The organism is Sphingopyxis sp. GC21, from assembly GCF_025727575.1.
In the GTDB taxonomy this organism is placed as follows: Bacteria; Pseudomonadota; Alphaproteobacteria; order Sphingomonadales; family Sphingomonadaceae; genus Sphingopyxis; species Sphingopyxis terrae_A.
Window position 1 is genome coordinate 3641250 of the sequence record NZ_CP095845.1, and the last position, 21648, is coordinate 3662897.

Sequence of the window (21648 nt, forward strand, 5' to 3'; positions counted from 1 at the left end):
CCAGCGCTCTTCGTCTTTCCCGCATGGTCACGGTCTACGCGCGTCCGGGCAACATGGCCAACAGGATTTCCCGGCCGCTGCGGCGCGTCTCGAAGACTGTTCCGGCGATATGCAGGGCAATCAGAATATAGAGCAGGTTGACGCTGGTCTCATGCACTTCTTCCCACATGCTTTCGCTACCCTCCGCGCCTTTCACCTCGTCTTCCTCCTCATCGTCGTCCTGTTCGGCGACCAAATGGCGGCTGACCTCGCCCGCCTGATCCGCAGAGCCGGGGAGCGCGCCCGAAGGTGGGCCTGCCATCGCTATTCCGCTGGCAATGATAAGGCCGAGCACGCACCAGATGGCGTAGACCATCAACGCGCCAAGCGGATTGTGCGAGCGATGGATCTCCTTTCGGCCGACCCTTATATCGCCTAGATGCCCCACAGCCCGGCGCAAGCTCGGCGGGAAAGCCGAAAAGCGAGCTTCGGCCGGACCTATCAAACCCCACAGCAGGCGCAGCGCGAAGACCGCGGCCAGCGCATAGCCCACCCAGATGTGCGCCCCCGATCCTTCTTCGGTAACCAGCGCATTGGCGATGATTGCGGTGACAATCGACCAATGGGTGATTTTCACGACGGGATCCCAGCTGCGACGCGAGCGATCGGGGGCTGGGGCAAATTCTTCGGGTTCGAATTGTTGCGCGTGTGGCATGCTCTTTTCCTTCGTTGCTCGAAGGATCCGATCATGGCTGACGCCGCCGGGCCATCGGTCAGATGCTTATGCTCGCGGATTTAAGCATCTGCTTACGCCAGGAGCACCGTTGCGTAAGTTTCCGGGCGCGCTTTGCGAACATTATGTGCCCGGAATTCCCGCGAGCTCTGCTGGCGTGACGACGGGTTCGTTCCGGTCCTTCCGCTCCGAGTAGCGGTCGACGAGCTGGTCGGCATGGCCGCGCGTGAGCACGGTGAAGCGCACCAGCTCCTCGGCGACGTCGACAATCCGGTCATAATAACTCGATGGCAGCATCCGGCCCGCCTCATCAAACTCCTGATAGGCCTTCGCGACGCTCGACTGGTTGGGAATGGTGATCATCCGCATCCAGCGGCCAAGGATGCGCAGCGTGTTGACGCTGTTGAACGATTGCGATCCCGCCGAGACCTGCATCACCGCGAGCGTGCGGCCCTGCGTCGGGCGAAGTCCCTTATAGGCGAGCGGCAGGTGATCGATCTGCGCCTTCATGATCCCGGTGATCTGACCATGGCGTTCGGGGCTGCACCAGACCTGGCCATCGGACCAGAGCGAATGCTGGCGAAGCTCCTCGACCGCCGGATGATCATCATCTGCGATCTGGTCAGGAAGCGGAAGGTCGGAGGGATCGAAGATCCGCGTTTCGCAGCCGAACAGCTGGAGCAGCCGCGCGCTCTCTTCGACGACGAGACGGGAGTAGGAGCGTTCCCGCAAGCTGCCGTAGAGCAGCAAAATGCGCGGCGCGGGATTGAGCGGGCCGAGACCGAGCGCCGGTTGTGCGCGCAGATATTGGGGGCTGAGCGCCGGAAAGTGGTCGGGGTCGACGAGTGCGCGCAGGCGCGCGAAGTTTTGGTCTGACATGAGCTAGTCTACCGTGGGGTGGTTGCGGGGAACCAGCGGCGGCCGAGGCGAAACGCCACACCGACGAGGAGGATGAGGACGGGGACCTCGACGAGCGGGCCGATTACTGCTGCGAAGGCGACGGGCGAGGCGAGGCCGAAGGCAGCAATCGAGACGGCAATCGCGAGTTCAAAATTATTGCCTGCGGCGGTGAAGGCGACCGCGGTCGTGCGCGGGTAATCGGCGTCGATGAGCTTACCCATCCAGAAGCTGATCAGGAACTGGATGACGAAGTAGATCGTAAGCGGGATCGCGATGCGAACAACGTCGGCGGGAATGCTGACGATCTCGCCGCCCTTGAGGCTGAACATCGCGACGATGGTGAATAGCAGCGCGACGAGCGTGATCGGGGCGATCCGCGGCAGGAAGCGTGTCTCGTACCAATCGTTGCCTTTTGCCTTCGCGAGAATATGGCGCGTCAGATATCCGGCGAAAAAGGGAATGCCGAGATAGATTAGAACCGCTTTAGCGATCGTCCAGAAGCTCACGTCGATGACGCTGCCTTCGAGCCCGAACAGCGGCGGCAGGATGGTGAGGAAGAACCAGGCATAGACACTGAAGAAGAGAATCTGGAAGATCGAGTTGAAGGCGACGAGCGCCGCGACATATTGATTGTCGCCTTTCGCGAGCTGGTTCCAGACGATGACCATCGCGATGCAGCGCGCAAGGCCGATGAGGATCAGGCCGGTCATATATTCGGGTCGATCCGCAAGAAAGAGGATGGCGAGCGCGAACATCAGCGCCGGGCCGATGATCCAGTTCTGGACGAGCGAGATCGCAAGGACGCGTCGGTCGTCGAACACGCGCGGAAGCTCGCTATAGCGCACGCGGGCGAGCGGCGGATACATCATCAGGATCAGGCCGATCGCGATCGGGATGTTGGTCGTGCCGATCGACAGCGCCTCGATCGCGCTTGGGAGGCCCTCGAAGATGGTTCCGAGAAGCACCCCCAAGGCCATCGCCAGGAATATCCAGAGCGTCAGATAGCGGTCGAGGAACGACAGGCGTTCGCCTTTGATCTGCGGCATCGATCAGTCGCCGATGCGGTTGCCGGCGTCGTCGACCACCTGCTCGCCGTCCTCCTTGGCGAAGGCGCCAAGCTGCCTCGCCGGAAGGATGTCGAGTACGGCCTCGGAAGGGCGGCAGAGCCTCACACCGAGCGGAGATACGACGAGCGGACGGTTGATCAGAATGGGATGCGCCATCATCGCGTCGATGATTTCCGCATCGCTGAGCGCGGGATCGTCGAGGCCGAGCTGGAGGTAGGGCGTGCCTTTCTGCCGCAGGAGGTCTCGCGGTGCTATACCGGCGCGGGCGATCAACTGTTCGAGCAGCCTACGCGTGGGCGGCGACTGCAGATATTCGACGATATGCGGTTCGATCCCCGCGTTGCGGATGAGGCCAAGCGTGTTGCGTGAGGTGCCGCAGTCGGGATTGTGATAGATGAGAATGTCGGCCACGGCTCAATCCCGATCAGCAGCAGGCGAGTTCGGCGAGCAGCGCTTCACAGAGTTCGGCGCGCCCGTCACAGCAATCCTTGGCGAGGAAAAGCATCAGGCCGCGAAGGGCATCAATGTCGGCGCGCTGGATGATGTTGCGTCCGCGCTTCTCTGACTGCACGAGTCCAGCCTTGGCGAGCACAGCGAGATGCGTCGAGAAGGTGCTCTGCGTCAGTCCAGAATGTTCGACGAGCTGTCCTGTCGAAAGTCCTTCGGGCTCGTGTCGCACAAGCAAACGGAAGGCATTGAGCCGGGTCGGATGCGCGAGCGCGGCGAGCGCCAGCAGGGCTGCGTCAGTGGTCATTCATCGAAATTACCCGATGGATTTCCATCTGGCAATAACAATCGCAAATTCCCGATGCGTTAATATCACTTTCCTCGTTTCGGTGCCCGAAGCAGATGAGGTGGATGGCTCCCGCTCGCGGCATCTATGTGCCAAGATGAGTTTACCCTAACGCGCGGATGGCAACTCTCAGGCCGTCAAATATCCGGCGCTATGTGTGGCTTCAGCCACATGCCCGACAATCTTTGCTTGGGAGAGCCGGCCGCCGTGTAAAGCCTTAACCGGGTTGGACAGATGCGCTTTACGGGCTGCGCTCCTTACTCTTGCCATTTGGACCAAGGTGACGACAATGCCTCCATCTGCCCGCGGGGATCAAGAATGCAAGACGGACTTGTCGATCGGATTTACGAATGCTCGGTGGTCCCGGAGGCATGGCCGGCGGTTCTCGACGAGGTGGCAGCGCTCGCGGGTTCGGCGGGTGGGCTTCTCTTCTCGGCGCGCAAGGCCCTGAACTGGACCGCTTCCGAGCGCGTAGCCGACGTCTTTGCGGCCTATGTGGAGGAAGGATGGTTCGGCAAATGCAGCCGGCGCGTTTGCCTGATGGGCCGCGAGGAACCCTCCTTTTTCGTCGAGCATGATTTCTGGAGCGACGCGGAAATCGATGCCGATCCGGTGTATCGCGATTTTTTCCGTCCGCGCGGGCTGGGATGGTCGGCGGGAACCGGGGTCCAGGTGCCGACCGGCGACAATATCGTGTTCAGCGTCGAGCGCGCCTTTTCTGAAGGCCCCGTGGCGGCCGAAAGCGTGGCACGGCTCAATCTGCTGCGCCCGCATCTGGCGCGCAGCGCGCTCGTGAGCGCGCGTATGCAGCACAAGCGCGCGCAGGGCGCCGCCGAGGCGCTGACCGCGATGCACCTGCCTGCCTTTCTCCTGCGCGCAGGCGGTGAAGTTGTCGAGATGAGCCCGCTTGGCACCGATGTGTCACCGCTTGTGATATTGGGTGCCCACGGCCGCCTGCGACTGGCGGACAGGCAGGCAGATGCGCTCCTCGACGACGCCCTGGCATCGCTGACCTCGGCACCCGCCATCAGCGCGCGATCGTTTCCGGTACGTGACGCGGCGGGAATGCCCCGGCAGGTCGCGCATCTGATCCCGGTTCAGCGCGGTGCGCACGATGTTTTTGGGGATTCCTATGCCTTGCTGATGATGGTGCCGGTCGCTTCGGATAGCGTGCCTTCGGCAACGCTGATGAAGTCGCTTTTTGACCTGACGCCGTCGGAAGCGCGCGTTGCCAGTGGTATCGCACGCGGCGAAACGCCAGAGGCAATCGCGGCATCGGGCTGTGTCGCCATCAGCACAGTGCGCAGCCAAATTCGCAGTGTGCTCGAGAAAACGGGCACGTCACGGCAGTCCGACCTTGCCGGGCTGCTGGCGCGGCTCGGTGCAACCGCTCCGAACTAGTCGAAAAACTCCGTCCCATCCTCCATCTGGAGGATGAACCGCATGCAGGCTTGGGCTCTATTCGCAATCGCTGACGGCGATCTGCGACCCACAGTCGTCAGCGGGCGGTGCGCTTGACCCATCGGGCCAGGCGCACCGCCGCCAGAACCCGCCCGATCGGCAAAAGGTCAAGGCAACGGGTGCAAGGCTTGATCGGCTGACCGCATCATTCGCAGCCTGACTGGTCGCGGCGGCAACGCTTTTCGCGACTGCCCCCATGGTAACCCCGGCGGCGTTTTCGCCGCAGTTCCGCAAAAATACCGACATCCTGTAAAAACTACTAGCAGGTAGATAATTTTTGCGGCATAGTTATCCCAACGGCTCGCCATCGACAGAATGGCACCGCGGAGGGAGATTTTGGTGTCACTATCCGACTGCCTTGGGTCGATGCTATGACGGTGGCCGTGTCCAGTGATTCCATGATCAATCCGCGCGCCCCCGGTGCCTCGCTCAAATCCGAGTTCGTTGCCTTCAAGGTCAACCGCATCGTCGAGGCTGCGAGCCATCTTTTTTACGAGCGCGGCTACAGCAGCTGCACCCTCGACAATGTCGCCAACCAGCTCAGCGTCACCAAGCCCTTTCTCTATTCCTATTTCCGGAACAAGGAAGCGATCCTTGCGGCTATCTGCGAGGTCGGCATCAGCGAGGCCCTCGCGGTGCTCGAGGATGTGCTGGCGCATCAGCATGAGAGCCACCGTGCAAAGCTTGCCGAAGTCGTGCGTAAGGTCGGGCGGATTGTCATCGACCGGCAGGAATATGTCGTCGTCTATCAGCGAGAGATGAAGCATCTCTCCGCTGATGATTACAAGCGCATCCTCCGGCTGCGGCACAGCTTCGATCACCAGATCGGCACGATGATTCGCGAAGGCGTCGCAAGCGGCGAATTCCGCGCCGACATTGATCCGTTCATCGCGGTCTGGATTGGCGGCCTCATCAGCTGGATCCCGACATGGTATTCGCCGACCGGCCAACGCACCGCTGACGAGGTCATCGAATATCTGGTCGAGGCCGCGCTGCGGCTGGCAGGCGCGGAATAGCAAAGGGAATCTGACACAGGCGGAAAACGGAGCGGGTTTCGATACCCGATTGGCCCAAACAGATAATCAAATACTGACGGGTAGATAATTATAAGCCCGGTATATCAGGGAGAGGCGATATGAATTTCAAGGTCAAGCTACTGCTGTCGGCGGCTGCCACGGCTTCGATTGCCGTCGCAGCGCCGGCGTTCGCCCAAGAGACCGCGCGCGATAGCGGTACCGAGGCCGGCGAGGATGGTGCCATCATCGTAACGGCAACCAAGTCCGGCAAGTCGCTGGAAGATACAGGGGGCTCGATTTCGGTTCTCGGTGCTGGCGATGTCGGCGCGGGCGGCATCGAAGACGCCGGCGATCTCGCCTCGGCGGTGCCCAATGTCTCGGTCGGCGATCAATTCGGCGTCAACCGCACCTTCATTCGCGGCATCGGCCTCACCAGTATCGACCTTGGCGCCGACGGCGCCGTGGCCTTCCTGCAGAATGGCGCGATGATCAGCCGCCCGGCGGCGCAGCTCAGCGGCTTCTACGACGTTCAGCAGATCGAAGTGCTGCGCGGACCGCAGGGCACGACATATGGCCGCGGCGCGACCGGCGGCGTCATCAATATCGTCACCGCGCGGCCGACCTCCCAATTCGGCGGCTATGCCCGTGCCTCTTACGGCAATTATGACGCGCGGACGCTCGAAGGCGCGCTGGGGGGGCCGATCACCGGCGAAAATCTGATGTTTCGCGTCGCGGGCAAATATGAAAAGCGCGACGGCTACGGCACCAACTTGTTCACCGGCAATCCTGTCGATGACCGCGATGCCTATGCCATTCGCGGATCGCTGCTCGCAAAATTCTCCTCGAACCTTGACCTGCTGATTGTCGCCGATCACTTCAAGGAGGACGACAACAATTATGCCTTCCACTATTTCGGTCCGACCGTGGTTCCCGAGGCGGGGCTGGCGTCGTCGCTTCTCGGCGGCAAAACGATCTTCGACTATTATGCGGCGCGCGGCGAAAAGCCCAACCTGCGCAACATCTACTCCGACGAAGACGCGGTCAACAAGCGCGACGGATCGAGCGTTCAGGGCATTTTGACGTGGGATTCGGGCGATCTCTCGGTGGTTTCCACCACCGCCTACCGCAAGTTCAAGCGTTTCAATCGCGACGATCTCGACGTCAGCGATATCAATGCCTTCGGTCAGAACAACTATACCGAGGACAGCAAGTCGTTCAGCCAGGAGGTTAATTTCACCTACAAGACCGGCGGCTTGTCGCTCTTGGGCGGCGCAACCTATTTCGACGAACGTCTGTTCGGCGAGGTTCGCGTGCCGACCGTCAACCTAGCATCCTATTTCAACATCGTTCTGGGCACCAGTTTGCCTGCCGACCAGTTCGACAACGGCAATTATCTCCAGCGCGGCACCGTCAAGACCAAGGCGGCGGGCGCCTATCTCGAAGCGTCATACGAGCTGCTGCCCGACCTGACGCTGACGGCCGGCGCACGCTATAATTGGGAAAAGCGCAGCGGGGTGGGGCGTTTCACCTTCGAGGCGCAGGGCCTCGATATCCCGACCGACAAGAGCGGCAGCTGGGATGCGATCACCCCCAAGTTCGCGATCGAATATCGCACCCCGGGCGGCATGCTCTTTTACGGTAAGGTCACGCGCGGCTTCAAATCGGGTGTCGTCAACATCGGCAGCATCAACTCGGTCATCGACCCCGAATATGTCTGGAGCTACGAGGCGGGCTTCCGCGGGGAAACCGCCGACCGCAAATTCGGCTTCGCCGGTGCCGTCTTCTATTATGATTACAGCAATCTGCAGGTCGGTTTCGTCAACGCCAACAGCATCGTCGAGACGATCAACGCCGCGTCGGCGCGCAACTACGGGGTCGAGCTCGAAGCCAATTTCCGTCCCGGAGAGAACACCACGATCCGGGTCTACGGCACCTATCTCAACGCGAAATACAAGGAATTCTGCAACGGCTATTATGGGGCGGGCAGTCCCGGCAGGCCGCAGTATCCGGCCTGTCCGACCGACCCGGCCCTCGTCGATCTGTCGGGCAACCGCTTGTCGAACGCGCCCAAATTTACGGTCGCGGCCTTTGCCGACCAGCGTTTCCAGCTCGGCAGCGCCGGCTTCCTCGACCTCTCCGCCGACGTCAATCTGCAGGACGAGGTCTTCTTCACCGAATTCAACAACCGCGACGCGCGGCAGCAGGCGTTCGCGCTGGTCAATGCGAGCATTACCTACCGGTCGCCCGACGAACGCTGGTCGCTCGCGCTGTGGGGCAAGAATCTGACCGACAAATATGCGCTCGCCAACACGATCATCTCCGCGCCGCTCTACAGCTTTGTGTCGGTGGGATCGCTGCGACCGCCGCGGACCTACGGCGTGACGCTCGGGGTCGATTTCTGATTGGAGTATCGCGGCATGGAGGCAGCGTTCAATATCGGCCGCTACCGTGTCTTCCGTCTCGAGGAGTGGCAGGGCGGCTTCAGTCCGCCCGAGGCACTCTTCGCGGAATATGAGGACGCTGCCTTCGCCGCCCAGGTGGCGGGTTTCGAGCCCGCCTTCTTTCGTGACGGGATGATCTACGGCTATCTGCAAAGCTGGCTCATCGATACCGGAACCGAGCGGATCATCGTAGATACCGGCGCGGGCAACGGCAAGGATCGTCCCGGCATTCCGATCTTCGGCAATCTCGCGACGCCATTTCTTGCGGAGTTGGAGGCGGCAGGGTTCGCAGCAGGCGATATCGACAAGGTCTTCTGCACGCATCTTCACATCGACCATGTGGGGTGGAACACCGAATGGCGCGAGGACAGCTGGCTGCCGACCTTCCCCAACGCGCGCTACTATTTCCCGCGCGCGGACGAAGCGGCCTGGAATCCCGAAAAGCCACTTTACGCGACCCTCGCCGGTGCGGGGGTCAACGCTAATGTCTTCGAGGACAGCGTCCTGCCGATCATCGACGCGGGCCTCGCCGAACTGATCGACGATGGCGCCGAGATCGCCCCCGGGATGCGCGCCTGGACCTTTCCGGGGCACACGCCCGGTCACATGGTCCTCGAAGTCGAGGATCAAGGTCAGGTTGCACTCTTCACCGGCGACATATTGCATCACCCGATGCAGGTGCTGCGCCCCGATTGGAACAGCGTCTATTGCGAGGACAGGGTGCAGGCGGCCGCGAGCCGGCGGCATCTGCTCGAGCGCGCGAGCGCCAGGGGAGCGCGCATCGTCCCCGCGCATTTCGGGGCCCCTCATTCGTTGTTCGGGGCGCGCGCCGATGACGGGACATATCGGCCGCGTTTTGCATAGCATTGACCGAGGCGCTGCGATGACCGAGCTTCCCTTGCCGCCCTTTTCGCCCGGCGATGCGTCGCTGAAGGCCGATCCTTACGACGCTTTTGCCCGGCTTCGCGAGCAGGATCCGATTCACCGGTCCGCGCATGGCTATTGGGTGGTCAGCCGTTACGACGATATACGATCGGTCCTGATGAACCGCGAGGCGTTCGGGCAGGGCGATTTTGTCGAGAATATTCGCCTTTTCTATGGCCCGGATTTCGATGTGATGGGACAGCGAGGCTATAAATGGCTGTCCGAGGTGTTTCTGATGCAGGACCCGCCGCATCACACGCGCGTGCGCGGACTGGTGACGGGGGCGCTGACCGCACGGCGGGTTCGCGCCATGGAGCCGCGGATTCGTGAAATCACCGATCGCTTGATCGACGATTTCGCCGCCGACCGGGAAGGCGATCTGATTGCGCGCTTCGCTTATGAACTTCCGGTCCGCGTCATGTGCGACATGCTCGGCATTGATCCCGAAGATGCCCGTCTCAAGACGGTAATCGATGCCATTGCGCAAAGCTTCATCGTCTTTGAAGCGCGCGCGCTCACCGACGCGGAACTGGCAACCGCGAATAGGCAGATTGCCGTGCTGCAGCAATTTTTCGAGACGCTGTTCGACGAGCGAAAGGCGGCGCCCAGGGACGATCTCGCCACCGCGCTAGTCCAGGCCGGAGGTGCCGAGGATGCGCTTTCGCACGATGAACTGGTCACCGTCGCCATCGGCCTGTTCGGGGCTGGCTTTGAGACGACCGCGCACATGATCGGCAACGGCCTGCTCTGCTTCAGCCGCTTTCCCGATCAATGGCGGCGTCTTGTCGGCGAACCGGAAACCCTTGCTGCAGGCGTGGTCGATGAAGTGCTGCGCTACGAAAGCTCGCTCATTGCAACCTATCGCACCGCACTGCGAGCAACCGAAATCCGCGGACAGTCGATCGCGCAGGGCGAGAAGGTTCTCACCCTCATCGGCGCCGGAAACCGTGACCCGCGGCTGTTCGACGATCCCGACCGCTTCGATATCGGTCGCGGCAATGCGGCTCGGCACCTCAGCTTTGGCGGCGGCATTCATTTTTGCGTCGGCGCCGAACTGGCCCGGCTCGAAGGCCGGATCGCCTTCGAAAGGCTGGCGACGCGCCTGCCGGGGCTGACCGTCGACATCGACGCGCCGGCATGGCGCGAGGGATTTCTGTTCCGTGGCATGAGCGCGCTTCGCGCGCAGTGGTGACGCGTCAGGGGGTGACGATGATCTTTCCGATCCGCGTACCCGACGCGAGAGCGCGTAGCGCGGCGGGGGCGTCGGACAGCGCGAAGCGCTGATCGATGACGGGCCGGATCCGGCCGCGCTCGGCAAGGCGGAAGATGATGGCGAGGATCGTCCGCACCCGCGCCGGATCGCTTTCGCCAAGATAGCGCGCATCCACGCCCGCCAGTTCGCCCGACTTGAGCAGCGGCAGATTGGCAGGAAGCCGCGGGATTTCGTCACCCGACGCGAAGCCGACGACCAGGTGCCGGCCATGTTTGGCGAGCGAGCGGAAACAGGGCTCGAACAGCGCGCCGCCGACCGGATCGAACACGCGATCGATCCCGCCGGGATAGCGGGTCTTGAGGACGGCGCGCCAGTCGGGATTGCGATAGTCGAGCACCAGCTCGGCGCCGAGGCCCGCAACATGGCGTATCTTGGCGTCTCCCGAGGCCAGGGCGGCGACGCGGCCGCCGCTGGCATAGGCGAGCTGGACCGCCGCCGATCCCACCCCGCCCGATGCTCCGGTCACGAGCAGCGACTGGCCTGCTTCATAATGGCCGCGATCGAAAAGCCCGTAATAGGCCGTCAGGAAGTCGAGGATAAGTGCGGAAGCGCCTGCGGCACCAAGGGCATCGGGCACCGCCACGCTGCTTGCGGCGCTGACGATCGCCTGTTCGGCAAGCCCGCCGCCGAATTGCCAGCTCGCGATGCGCTGGCCTTCCGTAAAGCCCTCGACATCATCGCCCACCGCCTCGATGCGACCGACAATCTCGCCTCCCGGAATGAAGGGCAAAGAGGGCTGCAACTGGTAATGGCCGCGCATCACGAGTGCATCGACAAAACCGAGCGCGGTCGCTTCGACATGGACGCGGATTTGACCGGGACCCGGCGGGAGGCTGGCCTGCTCCTCGATCGCGAAATCCTCGATCGCGCCGAGGCGGCGGCCTTGAAAGACTTTCATCGGTTTTGGCCTCGCCGCCGCCTAACCGGCTTCGGCGCGGGCATCGAGCCCGTCGCTGTCCTGCCGCCCGAAAGCCAGGTCGTCCGCATTGGGCGAGCGGGTCATGCGCCAGAAGGCGTCGTTACGCCACGGCGTGATTGCAATCACGCGGCCCTTCGCGTTTCGGTACCAGTTCTCGGTCCCAGGATGCGTCCACACGAGCTTCTCATGCGCTTCGTCGATCTGCCGCCGATAGTCCTGATAAACCTCATCCTTCACCTCGACCGTTGCGGCCCCGCGGGCGGCGCTTGCAAGAACGACCTCGCCCGCAAAATGCATCTGGTTTTCGATGTTGCGGATCATGCTGCCGCCATGGCCCGAACCGACATTGGGACCGAGCAGAATGAACAGATTGGGAAAGCCCGGCACCAGTGTTCCGAGATAGGCAGCGGCGTCATCTTCGCCCCAGATGTCGCGCAGCAACGCGCCGTTCCGTCCGATCACCTCATAGGAGCCGAGAACGCGGGTGGTCTGGAATCCGGTCGCAAGAATGATGACGTCGGCGTCGACCTCGATCCCCGACGACGAGATCAATCGATTGCCCTCCACCCGCGCCAGATGTTCGGGAATCAGCTGGACATTGGGCTTGAGGAGCGTGCGATACCAGCCGTTGTCGAGCAGCATCCGCTTCGCGAAGGGCGGATAGTCGGGAAGCACATCCGCTATCAGGTCGGGCCGTTCGGCCAGCTGCTCTTCGACGTAGCGGGTGAAATGGCGGCGGTGACCATCGTTGATCGCATTGACCGCGCGTTCGGGGTGCGGCCAGTCGGGATCGCGTCGAAGCGTGCCATGGACGCGGTCATTGAACGTCCACGACAGACGCTGTTCGAGCCAGGCCCGATAGAGCGGCACGGCCTGCATCAGATAGCGTACGCCGTCGGGAACCGATTTTCGGAACTGCGGAAACGGCGCCGCCCATTGTTTCGACCGCGCAAAAAGGGTGAGCGAACGCACCTCGTCGGCAATCGCCGGAGCAACCTGCATGCCCGATGCGCCATTGCCGATCACCGCGACCCGCTTGCCCGAAAGATCGGCGCCTTGCGGCCAGCGGCTGGTGTGGATCACTTCGCCCTCAAAGCCGTCGAGACCTTCGATGCTCGGATATTGGGGGATGTTGAGAATGCCCACCGCGCTGAAGAGATAGTCCGCGCGATGCGCGGCCGTGCTGCCATCGGGCTTCGAGACCACGACCTCCCACTGCTGCGCGTCGTCGATCCACCGCGCCGACTCGACCTTCGAATTGAACTGTGCGTGCGCCGCCAACCCATATTCGCGCGCGGTTTCGAGAAGATAATTCTCGATCTCGTCGCGCAGCGGGAAATATTTCGACCAGTCGTTGGGCCGACATGAGAATGTATAGGTCAGCGAAGGCGTATCCACCCCGCATCCCGGGTAGCGATTCTCGAACCAGGTGCCGCCGAAATCCTCGTTCTTCTCGAACAGCACATAATCGATGCCCAGCTGCTGAAGCTCGATCCCGGCGCAAATGCCAGAGATTCCGCCTCCGATCACGATCGCCGACTTGGTCTTGAGCAAGGGCGGTATCGCACGCGGCGTCGGCGCGTACAGCATCCCGGCGGCGACGATATCGCCATATTCCTCGGGAACATGCTCGGTCATTGCCACGCTCAGCATCCTGGCGAGATGCGCATTGTCGGGCCGCGGCAGGGCGAGCGGCGTGCCCGTCAGCCAGGCCTTGATTGCCAGCCGTGCGGCTTCGCGCACCTCGCGCTGGATGTCCTCGGGCAGCTGGCCGCTGTCATTGTCATCGAGGCCCGGTGCGCGCGCCGGCCGATAGGGATCTTCGAGCCACTTTTCCTCGCCGGTCATCTGGTGAAGCAGCATCAGCAGGGCAGGGATGTTCGCCTGCTCCACCCCCGATTCCAAAAGCGGCCAGTCGATCCGGTCCGCAGCGATCGGGCGGTCGGTTATCGGTTGGGTCATCTGACAAATATCCTGAAAGTAGCGGAAAGAAGAGCGCCCGCGCCCGCCGCGAGGCCGGTGAAGCGAGGGCGGTGCCCCGCGCGCGATGCGGAGGCCGGAAGGATCATGGCGAGAAGGATTCGCGGCGAACCCGCAGGCCGGCCGCCTCGCGATCCCAAGTGTCGTGCGTGACGCCCTCGCGCCGCAGATCGGTCTTCAACACTTTTGCCGACGGCGTCTTGGGCAGTTCGTCCAACACGCGAAAATAGCGCGGGACCATGAAATAGGGCATGGCTTCGATCAGGAATTGCGCGAGCGCGCGGCAGTCAATCGACCGGCCGGGCACCGGTGCGACAATGACCATCACCTCATCCTCGGAATATTCGCTCGGCACGGCGATAGCAGCCGCCTCGCGAACGTCGGGGTGGCGGCAGACTTCGGCCTCGACTTCGAAGGACGAGATATTCTCGCCTCGGCGCCGGATCGCGTCTTTGACCCGGTCGACAAAATAATAATAGCCATCCTCGTCACGGCGAAAGGCGTCGCCGGTGTGAAACCAGCCGTTGCGCCACGCCGCCGCGGTCGCCTCGGGGTTCGCATTATAGCCGCTGTTCATCGCCCAGGGCCGGTCGGTGCGGACGAGCATCTCGCCGATTTCCCCGATGGCGACCTCGCAATCATCGCCGTCGACGAGGCGGACCTCGACCCCCGGGCGCACCCGCCCGCAGGTGCCGACCTTCACCGGATTGGCTTCCGACACGATCGGCGAGGAAATCTCGGTCATGTTGAAGATCGTGTAGATATCGATGCCGAACCTCTCGGTGAAGGCGGGCGCATCGCCGGTCAACGGCACCATGAAGGCCTTCTTGACCCCGTGGTCGCGGTCCTGCGCGGCCGGAGGCGCCTTGAGCAGGAATGTGGCCATGACGCCGAGCAGAAAGACGACGGTGGCGCCGGTTCGCTTTGCGACTGCCCAGAATTCGTCGGTCGAAAAATTGTCGATCAGCGCGACCGAAGCGCCGCGCGCGAGCATGACGAACGGCGGCCCCATCCCGCCGATGTGAAAGATCGGCGCGACACACATATAGCGGTCGTCCTCGCCCACCATCGGCCAGCTTTCGGGTCCGGCATTCGAGAACATGTGAAGATAGGACGACAGCACGCCCTTCGAGGGACCCGTCGTGCCCGACGTGTAGATGATCGACTGGATGTCCCAGGGTTCGATCGGTCGTTCGAGCGGCAACCCGTCCGAGGGGTCGCCCTCCACATCGTCGTAACGCACCACCGGAAGAGGCGCTTGCGCCGCGGTGCCGGCTGTCGTGACGACAAGGCGTTCGAGACCGCCAAGATCGACTTCGGCGAGGCGCGGAACAAGATCGGGGTGAACCAGCAGAAACCGCGCCGACGCGTTGGCAAGCACATGCTCGAGCAAGCCGCCCCGATAAGCGGTGTTGAAAGGCACGAAGACGGCGCCGAGGTAGTTGATCGCATAAAAGGCCAAAAGCGCGTCGGGTCCATTTGGCAGCCACACCGCCACATGATCGCCCTGCTTGACGCCGAGCGCGCGCAGGCCGGCGGCCTTGGCGCGAACGCGGGCGTGGATGTCAGCAAAGCTCCATTCGGACCCGTCCGGAAAGACGATATGCGCCTTGTCGGGCCGCTCGGCCGCCCAGCGGTCGAGCAGGTAGCGCAGCACGCATTCGTCGCGATTGGGAATGCGCGGATCCTGAAAGTCTCTCGCTCGCGCGGCGTCCGGCATAGTCACCCCCCTGTCTTCCTTGGCTATCGTCCCGGCTCCGGCCATCGTCAGGCGGCGCGCCGAAGGATTTCGAGGATGTCGGCGGCCGAGGTGACCGGCCGGGGATTGGTGCGGCCCCAGATGTCGAGAAGCGTATATTCGGCGACCTGCTGGAAGCGGCTTTCGTCTACTCCCACCTCGCTCAGCCTCCGCGGCATTCCCAGCCCCGCGATGAAGGCATCGAGCGCTGCCGAAGCGCTCGCATGCTCGCCCCCGAGCACCGCGAGCGTGCGCCCCTGACGGCTTGCATCATGCTCGGCGTTCCACGCCAGGACATAAGGCGACATCACGCAGGAGGTATATCCGTGCGGGACATCGCAGGTGCCGCCCAGAATATGGCCAATTGCGTGGCTTGCGCCCATTGGAACGCCGCCGATGATGCTGATCATCGACTGCCATGCGCCGATCTGGCATTTCAGGCGGCCTTCGAGATCGCCCGGATCCGCCTTCACGCGCGGAAGTCCCTCGACAAGCAGTCGCAGGGCGCTTTCGGCAAGACCGTCGGCAAAGTCGTTCGACTGGTAGGAGGACAAGGTCTCGACCGCATGGTCTACCGAACGGACGCCGGTCGAGAGCCAGAGCCATTCGGGCGTGTGGCGCGTGATGGCGGGATCGAGAACGACCATGATGGGCGCCATGTTGCGGTGCTCATAGCCCTGCTTGTGCTGGGTGACCTCGTCGGTGGCGCCCGACAGCGCGTTGAACTCTCCGCCGGAAAGCGTGGTCGGCACGCAGATGACGGGAATATCGGGACCGATCGTGATCGGGTTGATCACCTCGCCTGCATCGGTGACAAAGGTGCGCAGCGGTTCGAACGCCTCGACGCTTCGCACGTCATGCTTGATCAGCAGGGCGACGATCTTTGCACTGTCGGTGACCGAACCTCCGCCGACCGAGACGATCAGGTCGGCACCCGCGGCGCGTGCGGCATCGGCGGCCTTGAGGACATCGCTGCGCGGCGCGTGCGGAGCGACCCCGCTGAAGGTTGCGGCATGACGGTCGCCAAGCGCCGCCTCGATCAAGCCGATTTCGCCGGTTTGTTCGCGCAGCGTCGCCGATGCCAGCAGAAAAACCTTGTTGCACCCCATCTTGGCGGCCTGGTCGGCAATCGCCTCAGCCGTGGGGACGCCCATGGTAACCCGCTCGGTCCGGGTGAAGCGCAATTCGCTCGGGGTGATCTTAGACATGATCTCGCTCTCCTCTGATCGTCCGGTCTGCGCCGGTCTGGTGAATCAGATAGTGACAGGAGAAGCGTATACTGGCTAGTATATTTTTCAACTGATGGGAATATGGGCGGCGAGCCCGCCAGGGGAGACGGATGACAAGCCTATGATAGAAAAAGAAAATGGCTCTGCGCCGCCGGCTTCCGGTATTCGGATTCTGGAATTTTCCGGGCTTGGCCCGACGCCTTTTGGCGCCATGCTGCTCGCCGATCTGGGCGCCGACATCCTGCGCATTGAACGCTTCGGCGCCGGGCGCCCGCTTGGCGGCGATCCGCAGTTCGACTTTCTTTATCGCAACCGCCCCTCGGTGGCGGTCGACCTGAAATCGCCCGACGGACACAATCTCGTTCGCGATCTGGCGATGAAGGCAGACGTTCTTATCGAAGGGTATCGACCGGGCGCGATGGAACGGCTCGGACTCGGTCCCGAAATACTCTGCGAAGCCAATCCGCGTCTGATTTATGCGCGCATGAGCGGGTGGGGGCAGGCCGGCCCTTTGGCGTCGCGCGCAGGACATGACATCAACTATCTCGCGCTCGCCGGCGCCCTCTATCCTATCGGGCCGAGTGACGCGCCGCCGACGCCGCCGCTCAATCTGGTCGGTAACTTTGGCGGCGGCGGCACATTCCTCGCCATGGGGGTGCTCGCTGCGCTGGTCGAGCGGCAGCGCTCCGGCAAGGGCCAGATTCTCGACGTGGCGATGGTCGACGGTATTTCGGTCCTGCTGACCCAGATGGCGGGCTGGATGCAGATGGGCCTTTGGAAGCGGGAGCGCACCGGCAATCTTCTCGACGGAAGCGCCTATTTCTATCGCTGCTATGAAGCCGCCGATGGCCGGCACATGGCTGTAGGCGCGCTCGAGCGCGAGTTCCATGATGCGTTTCTGGCGGGGCTTGGTCTCGACCCCGGGGATTTTCCCGACTATCTCAACCCCGACGTCTGGCCCGACCGCGCGCGCCGGATCGAGCCGATATTCCGCTCGCGTTCGCAGCGCGAATGGTGCGCAATTTTCGATCGGCTCGATGCCTGCGTCTCGCCAGTGCTGACCTTTGACGAGGCGGCCGATCATCCCGCGAATCGCGCGCGTGAAGCGCATGTTCATTCGGGCCGCTCATTGCAACCGGCACCCGCGCCGCGATTTTCGCGGTCCATCCTCCGGTCACCGGGCCCCGTGGTTTCGAGGCCCGATTTGCCCGGCAGCCTGATCGACTGGGCTGTCAGCGAAAATGAAATCCGATCGCTGCAGCAAAAGTCCATCATAGAATAGCTGCGCGGATTTCAGCGGCCGCCGGAAACTTGATCTGCGCCGAGCTCCTTCTGCCGACAGGCATTCAGCGCTCAGATGAGCATTGTTGCGATCCAAATGGTCTCGGTGTCCTCCGATGACCGCTTTTGGTGGATGCGCGCAATTCGTCCGGGCTCGTTGCAGCCGATTATCCGAAGAGAGCTTCAGATCGAGAGCTTCGCGTCCCCCTCGACAATGCGCTGTTCGAGCCTGGGCCGCGCCCCTGGCCGCCACATTTGGGCGTGGTGTGAGACGCGGTAGCGAAGCGGACCGCCATCGGGGGCTTTCGCCCGCGCGATCGGGCGGACGATGCACACGAACTCGGTTTCGATGGTGTCGGGCCCTGCGCTGACAACAGCATAGCCGTGACCGGCCATGTCGACGAATTCGAGATGGGGCGCAACGTCGGGATTGGTCAGCGCCCGGGCGGCTTCGATGTCGCCGCTCGCCGCATATTCGAGCGCCGCGCGCACCCCGCGCTTGATTGTGAGGTTGATCGTGTGCTCGGGCGGAGCGCCTTCGACCTTTCGAACATAGAGCGGGCGCAAGGCCGATTCCTTGAAGAACTCGGCAGCTTCGCCAAGGCCGGGAGCGGATATCGAACCGGTGATGAAGCTGAGTCCGACCGGCGCGAATTCCGCGGGCGGCAGGGCAGGCGCTGCATATCCGGCCCAGAAGCTGTGGCGGTCGCCGGAAACCGTAACGAAGCCCGGGATCTTCGCGTCGCGAACGAGATCGTAGATTTCGGCGCGTTCGGCGAAGGCTCCGCTCATATCGCCGCCGCCGAAGGTGCCATAATCCCTGCCCGGCCATCGGTCCTTCACCAGCCCCTCGGGCAGGTTCTGGGGATCGGTGCGCATATCGAGCGTGCCGTTGGTCGCGCCCCAGATCTTCCAGGTCGCAGTCGACTGGGTCAGCCGCGCCTTGAGCCACGCCTTTTGTTCCCGGCCGAGCACAGTATGCGCGGGTTCGTCCTTGCGATAATTGGGAATGCTCCTGTCCCCGATCGCGATGATCGCAGGCGGCTTGCCGCCCGCATAATCCCGCCCGCCGTCGACGATTTCCAGCCACTCTTGCGGGATCACCGGATAGTCGCCGGAGTCGAGCGCCGCCGCCTCGGGCCGATCGGTGGGGTCCGCCGCCTTGTAACTGTGCAGGTCGGTCAGGATCAGATCGACATGCTTGCCGTACCGCAGCGCGCGGTAGGTCGTCATGCTGCCGACCGCGATGCGGTTGTTGATTTCGGTGCCGAAGCCATCGTCGTCGAACGTGTCGATCGCGGCCTTTTCGACGGCAGGCGGGCTAAACTGCTCCAGCGCGGCGCCGGATGCCTTGCGAACGCGCGAGGGGATATATTCCCACCACGCCTGGTTGGCCGCGACGCGCAGCGGCTGCGCGGGCTCGACGGTGGCGCCATATTTGATGAAGCTCTGCCAGCCCTGCCAGGAGAATTCGTGATTGTCGCCCATGCACACGAAAGGAAGATAGGCCCGTGCATCCTGGATATCGGGATCGTCGATATGCGCGCGATAGACGTGGCGGTAGCCGGCGAGATTGGTCGGCACATAGAAATTGCCGACCTTGCGCGCGTCGGGAATGTGGCCGAGATCATAGACCGTGCGCGAATAGCGGTGCGGCGTTTCTTCAGGATATTCGACCACTTCGTAGATGAAGTCGCCGAGATGGAGCACAAAGCCGAGCTTGCGGTCGGCCGCCGCGCGCTCGTCCTCCCAGATCATGCGGGCGTAGGCGTTCTGCGCGCCTTCGTTGACGCTGTTGCAGGACACGAAGGCAAATTGAACGGGTCGCTGGTCGCTGGCGCGCGGGGCCGTGATCGTCCGCCCGATCCGGCTGCCCGCGCCGCTTTCATCGGCGAAACGGTACCAATAGACCGTCGCCGGCGAGAGTCCGCCGACCAGCGCCCGGCACGTCCAGTCGGCGGCCGCCAGCACCGGCGTGCGCGCCGCCGCGACGACGCGGCGAAAGTTCGGATCGAGCGCCACCTCGACGGTCAGTTCATGACGGTCGCCCGCGTCGAATGGCCGCCGGGTCCACAGGACGATGCTATGTTCGTCCGGGTCGCCCGACGCCACACCCTGGGGAAAAAGGCGGCGATCCTCTCGCCATGCCATTTGCGAGGGCGCCGCGGACAGACGGGACGCCCAGATGCCGCTGATCCCGATCGAAGCCGCACCCGCCATAAATTTCCGTCGGTCCATCGCTTGTCCCCCTCCTGACCCGTGCCGATCAGGTCGTGATGCAAACTCTAGCCGGGTTGGCCAGACCCGAAAGATTTAGGTCACGAGCGCCCCTGACTTTTCGACCAAGGGTGGAATGCGAGCGGCGCGCGGCTGGCAGAAGGGCAGACGGCGGCGTCGGATGCGTATCTAAGGGGCCTAGGAGAACCCGGGTCGGGAGTTTATCCCGCGCGCGCGGCCTGGCTTTCACGATGACGGTCGCGCAATCGAAATGGGAAGAGCGGAGATCCGGGTTGGCGGCCGCGGCCCCCATGCCGAACGGATCGCTCTTGCTGACTTTCACCGAAAAGAGACCATCCTCCAGGCACGATCGGAAGACGGCCGCAATGACTCAATCCGCGTTCCATTCGAAGACATCAAGCTGGGAACAGCCTTGCGTGTGCAACGGATCTTTGAAGGCAAACTGCTTCGCCTCGTCCAAGCTGGCGGCAATCAATATATAGGCGCCGCCGGATTGGTCGGTGAAGGGGCCGGCGCATTCGAGCCGTCCTGCATCGCGCAGGCGGTCGAGAAAGGCATAGTGCTCCCCAAGCACTTCTCTGCGAAATTCCGGCGTTCGCCGTGAAAGGACGAGGTACTTCATCATCAGGTTCCTTTTCTTTCGGTGATGGCGGACGAAATCCAGTCTTCCATCGCTCAAATCTTCCTGCTCAGGGTCAGAACGTCAGCAAGACGGAACCGGTGGTTCGTCCGGCCTCGAGGGCAGAATGCGCCTTGGCCACGTCGGCCAAGTCAAATTGCGCGCCGATCTCGACGTGCAGTCCGGCTTCCAGTTCTTCGAACAATTCGGCCGCGGCATTCCGATAGGAATCAAGGTCGGCCATATAGGCAAGGACGCTGGGCCGGGCCAAGGCGAGCGACCGCCGCGGGCCCAGTTCGGATATATCGATTGCCGGGAGCGACCCCGAGGCTTGGCCCACACTAACCACCAGGCCAAAGGGTCGGACGCAATCGAGGGTTCGCAGCAAGACGTCGCCCCCGATACCGTCGAAGGCGACATCGACGCCCCGGCCGCCGGTGATGTTTAGAACCTCGCGGACAAAATCGCTCTCTTTGTAAAGCACCGCATGGTCGAGACCGAAGCTCTTGGCCAGCGCCGCCTTTTCGGGCGAGCCGACGGTCCCGATGACGCTTGCTCCGAGTTTGCGGGCCCACTGGCTCAATATCAGGCCAAGGCCGCCTGCGGCGGCATGAATGAGGATGATATCTCCAGGCGAGATGCGTGCGACGCGCGTCAGCAGCATGTGCGCCGTGATACCGCGCAACATGGAAGCCGCAGCGACCGTATCCGAGATATGTGACGGGAGCGGCACCGCCCGGTTTGCCGCCAGCAGGCGCGTTTCGGCATAGCCGCCCATCGGCAGGCCCGCCCAAGCGACCCGGTCGCCCCGACGAAGATGGGTGACGCCATCGCCCAGCGCTTCGACCACTCCGGCCCCTTCGACACCGAGGACGGCGGGCAGGTGGGCTACGGGGTAGAGACCGGTTCGGTGATAGATATCGACATAATTTACCCCCGCTGCGGCGTGACGGAGGCGGATCTCGCCGGGACCAGGATCGCCGACATGCTGGTCATCGACGCGCAGAACAGCCGCATCCCCCACGGCGTGCATTTTCACCACTCGTGCCATCTTCTC

At 63.0% G+C, this 21648-nt stretch carries 18 protein-coding genes; 6 read left to right on the plus strand and 12 right to left on the minus strand.

All coding sequences use genetic code 11. The features are described 5' to 3' along the window. Positions 1-34: 34 nt before the first annotated feature. From MU856_RS17580 to MU856_RS17600, 5 genes are all read right to left on the minus strand, one after another. Complete coding sequence (locus MU856_RS17580) at positions 35-616, minus strand: cytochrome b/b6 domain-containing protein (RefSeq protein ID WP_263588097.1); 582 nt, start codon at positions 614-616, stop codon at positions 35-37. A gap of 219 nt (positions 617-835) precedes the next feature. Then, a complete protein-coding gene (gene arsH, locus MU856_RS17585; protein ID WP_263588098.1) occupies positions 836-1591 on the minus strand; it encodes an arsenical resistance protein ArsH in 756 nt (251 codons plus the stop codon). 8 nt (positions 1592-1599) lie between these two features. Continuing rightward, a complete protein-coding gene (gene arsB / locus MU856_RS17590; protein ID WP_412072834.1) occupies positions 1600-2649 on the minus strand; it encodes an ACR3 family arsenite efflux transporter in 1050 nt (349 codons plus the stop codon). 12 nt (positions 2650-2661) lie between these two features. Continuing rightward, positions 2662-3090 (minus strand): arsenate reductase (glutaredoxin), encoded by a 429-nt coding sequence (gene arsC, locus MU856_RS17595; RefSeq protein WP_263588100.1) that lies wholly within the window; start codon positions 3088-3090, stop codon positions 2662-2664. Between the two features lie 13 nt (positions 3091-3103). Beyond that, positions 3104-3433 carry an ArsR/SmtB family transcription factor gene (locus MU856_RS17600; RefSeq protein ID WP_263588101.1) on the minus strand — a complete coding sequence of 110 codons (330 nt, stop codon included), beginning with the start codon at positions 3431-3433 and terminating at the stop codon, positions 3104-3106. Between the two features lie 357 nt (positions 3434-3790). Between MU856_RS17600 and MU856_RS17605 the strand changes: the two genes are divergently transcribed. The 5 genes from MU856_RS17605 to MU856_RS17625 all read left to right on the plus strand — a co-directional run bounded on the left by MU856_RS17605 (position 3791) and on the right by MU856_RS17625 (position 10506). Continuing rightward, entirely contained in the window at positions 3791-4873 is a 1083-nt protein-coding gene (locus MU856_RS17605) for a helix-turn-helix transcriptional regulator (protein ID WP_234179363.1), read from the plus strand. Between the two features lie 443 nt (positions 4874-5316). Next, positions 5317-5949, plus strand: a complete 633-nt coding sequence (locus MU856_RS17610; protein WP_234179362.1) for a TetR/AcrR family transcriptional regulator — start codon at positions 5317-5319, stop codon at positions 5947-5949. A gap of 119 nt (positions 5950-6068) precedes the next feature. Then, the gene (locus MU856_RS17615; protein WP_263588102.1) at positions 6069-8351 is read left to right on the plus strand and encodes a TonB-dependent receptor; all 2283 of its coding nucleotides are present in this window, start codon (positions 6069-6071) and stop codon (positions 8349-8351) included. Positions 8352-8366: 15 nt separating this feature from the next. After that, entirely contained in the window at positions 8367-9254 is an 888-nt protein-coding gene (locus tag MU856_RS17620; protein ID WP_263588103.1) for an MBL fold metallo-hydrolase, read from the plus strand. A 19-nt stretch (positions 9255-9273) separates the two neighbouring features. After that, the gene (locus MU856_RS17625; RefSeq protein WP_263588104.1) at positions 9274-10506 is read left to right on the plus strand and encodes a cytochrome P450; all 1233 of its coding nucleotides are present in this window, start codon (positions 9274-9276) and stop codon (positions 10504-10506) included. 4 nt (positions 10507-10510) lie between these two features. Here the strand turns inward: MU856_RS17625 and MU856_RS17630 are convergent, their stop codons facing one another. From MU856_RS17630 to MU856_RS17645, 4 genes are all read right to left on the minus strand, one after another. Further along, positions 10511-11485, minus strand: a complete 975-nt coding sequence (locus MU856_RS17630; RefSeq protein ID WP_263588105.1) for an NADPH:quinone oxidoreductase family protein — start codon at positions 11483-11485, stop codon at positions 10511-10513. A 21-nt stretch (positions 11486-11506) separates the two neighbouring features. Beyond that, a complete protein-coding gene (locus MU856_RS17635; RefSeq protein ID WP_263588106.1) occupies positions 11507-13468 on the minus strand; it encodes a flavin-containing monooxygenase in 1962 nt (653 codons plus the stop codon). Positions 13469-13571: 103 nt separating this feature from the next. Then, positions 13572-15206: an AMP-binding protein gene (locus MU856_RS17640; protein WP_263588997.1), complete on the minus strand. Its 1635-nt coding sequence runs from the start codon at positions 15204-15206 to the stop codon at positions 13572-13574. Between the two features lie 47 nt (positions 15207-15253). Continuing rightward, positions 15254-16432 carry an iron-containing alcohol dehydrogenase gene (locus tag MU856_RS17645; protein WP_040590218.1) on the minus strand — a complete coding sequence of 393 codons (1179 nt, stop codon included), beginning with the start codon at positions 16430-16432 and terminating at the stop codon, positions 15254-15256. Between the two features lie 142 nt (positions 16433-16574). Here MU856_RS17645 and MU856_RS17650 point away from each other — a divergent pair, with 142 nt between their 5' ends. Continuing rightward, positions 16575-17735: a CaiB/BaiF CoA transferase family protein gene (locus MU856_RS17650; protein WP_263588107.1), complete on the plus strand. Its 1161-nt coding sequence runs from the start codon at positions 16575-16577 to the stop codon at positions 17733-17735. A gap of 182 nt (positions 17736-17917) precedes the next feature. Here MU856_RS17650 and MU856_RS17655 read toward each other — a convergent pair whose 3' ends face one another. The 3 genes from MU856_RS17655 to MU856_RS17665 all read right to left on the minus strand — a co-directional run bounded on the left by MU856_RS17655 (position 17918) and on the right by MU856_RS17665 (position 21642). Then, positions 17918-19972, minus strand: a complete 2055-nt coding sequence (locus tag MU856_RS17655; protein WP_263588108.1) for an alkaline phosphatase D family protein — start codon at positions 19970-19972, stop codon at positions 17918-17920. A gap of 370 nt (positions 19973-20342) precedes the next feature. Continuing rightward, positions 20343-20597 carry a YciI family protein gene (locus MU856_RS17660; protein WP_263588109.1) on the minus strand — a complete coding sequence of 85 codons (255 nt, stop codon included), beginning with the start codon at positions 20595-20597 and terminating at the stop codon, positions 20343-20345. Positions 20598-20667: 70 nt separating this feature from the next. Further along, positions 20668-21642, minus strand: a complete 975-nt coding sequence (locus tag MU856_RS17665; RefSeq protein ID WP_263588110.1) for a quinone oxidoreductase family protein — start codon at positions 21640-21642, stop codon at positions 20668-20670. Positions 21643-21648: the final 6 nt, after the last annotated feature.

Coding starts and splice junctions, on each gene's coding strand:
- MU856_RS17625 (WP_263588104.1), top strand. CDS start 9,274: ATGACCGAGCTTCCCTTGCCGCCCTTTTCGCCCGGCGATGCGTCGCTG.
- MU856_RS17660 (WP_263588109.1), bottom strand. CDS start 20,597: ATGATGAAGTACCTCGTCCTTTCACGGCGAACGCCGGAATTTCGCAGA.
- MU856_RS17640 (WP_263588997.1), bottom strand. CDS start 15,206: ATGCCGGACGCCGCGCGAGCGAGAGACTTTCAGGATCCGCGCATTCCC.
- MU856_RS17600 (WP_263588101.1), bottom strand. CDS start 3,433: ATGACCACTGACGCAGCCCTGCTGGCGCTCGCCGCGCTCGCGCATCCG.
- MU856_RS17645 (WP_040590218.1), bottom strand. CDS start 16,432: ATGTCTAAGATCACCCCGAGCGAATTGCGCTTCACCCGGACCGAGCGG.
- MU856_RS17620 (WP_263588103.1), top strand. CDS start 8,367: ATGGAGGCAGCGTTCAATATCGGCCGCTACCGTGTCTTCCGTCTCGAG.
- MU856_RS17665 (WP_263588110.1), bottom strand. CDS start 21,642: ATGGCACGAGTGGTGAAAATGCACGCCGTGGGGGATGCGGCTGTTCTG.
- MU856_RS17655 (WP_263588108.1), bottom strand. CDS start 19,972: ATGGACCGACGGAAATTTATGGCGGGTGCGGCTTCGATCGGGATCAGC.
- MU856_RS17650 (WP_263588107.1), top strand. CDS start 16,575: ATGATAGAAAAAGAAAATGGCTCTGCGCCGCCGGCTTCCGGTATTCGG.
- MU856_RS17605 (WP_234179363.1), top strand. CDS start 3,791: ATGCAAGACGGACTTGTCGATCGGATTTACGAATGCTCGGTGGTCCCG.
- MU856_RS17635 (WP_263588106.1), bottom strand. CDS start 13,468: ATGACCCAACCGATAACCGACCGCCCGATCGCTGCGGACCGGATCGAC.
- arsH (WP_263588098.1), bottom strand. CDS start 1,591: ATGTCAGACCAAAACTTCGCGCGCCTGCGCGCACTCGTCGACCCCGAC.
- MU856_RS17630 (WP_263588105.1), bottom strand. CDS start 11,485: ATGAAAGTCTTTCAAGGCCGCCGCCTCGGCGCGATCGAGGATTTCGCG.
- MU856_RS17615 (WP_263588102.1), top strand. CDS start 6,069: ATGAATTTCAAGGTCAAGCTACTGCTGTCGGCGGCTGCCACGGCTTCG.